Source organism: Pelomonas aquatica (genome assembly GCF_026712205.1).
Lineage (GTDB): Bacteria > Pseudomonadota > Gammaproteobacteria > Burkholderiales > Burkholderiaceae_C > Pelomonas > Pelomonas aquatica.
The window spans coordinates 720-1,564 of the sequence record NZ_JAPPUW010000053.1 but is presented as its reverse complement, the minus strand read 5'-3'; the positions used below and the strand labels follow the sequence as shown (position 1 = coordinate 1,564).

Annotated in this window: 1 protein-coding gene; it reads left to right on the top strand. The window is 71.0% G+C overall.

What is annotated here, in order from left to right:
- Positions 1-748: hypothetical protein (locus tag NYP07_RS23885; RefSeq protein WP_268154713.1), on the top strand; the 748-nt coding region annotated here is incomplete at its 5' end.
- Positions 749-845 lie beyond the last annotated feature (97 nt).

The window sequence follows — 845 nt, the reverse complement described above, 5'->3', positions numbered from 1 at the left end:
CAACGGGCAAGTGGTGATGACGGTGGCGCTGAGCAACGGCGTGTTCGGCGCCATCAGCGCGCAGACCGCCGGCGGCACCAGCGCCAGCTTCAGCGCGAGCCTGGCCGCCATCAGCGGCACGGCGCTGAGCGGCACGGCGGCCGACCCGACCCAGGCCTCGGCCAACGCCGGGCAGACCGTGACCCTCAACGGCAGCGGCCTGAGCACCGCCAGCGCCATCCTGCTGCGCTACGTCAACGTCAACGGCGTGCTGCAGATGGTCAAACTCAACCCCGGCAGCGCCGCGGCCGACGGCAGCAGCGCCACGCTGACGCTGCCCGCCTACGTCAACGGCGCCTTCACGCTGCAGATGTTCGGCTCCAGCAGCCAGCCGCTGCTGCAGATCGTGCCCACCATCACCAGCGTGGACGTGCAAGACCGCACCGTGCTCTACGGCAGCGGCTACGTCGAAGGGGCGGCCACCTACAACTTCCCCGGCGCCAGCGTCACCGACACCCCGGCCGACAACGCCACCAACAACATCGACGTCTACTACGACAGCGTCGACCAGAACCGCAGCGTCTACCTCAACCGCACGGCACTGCCCACGCACGGGGTGGGCAACGTCACGGTCACGACGGCCGGCGGCACCAGCGCGGCCTTCGCGCTGAGCAGCGTGCGGGTGAGCGTGACGGGCACCAGCCTGGGCGACGTGGCGGTGGACGCCAGCGGCAAGCTCTGGGTGGGCGACGGGCACCGGCCCAGCTAGAACTCGTCCACCGGGCCCAACCACGACAGCGGGTGGGTCTCGAACGGCGACCGCAGGTGGCGGTGCAGCGGGTCCGACCACGGGCAGTGCGAGTGGG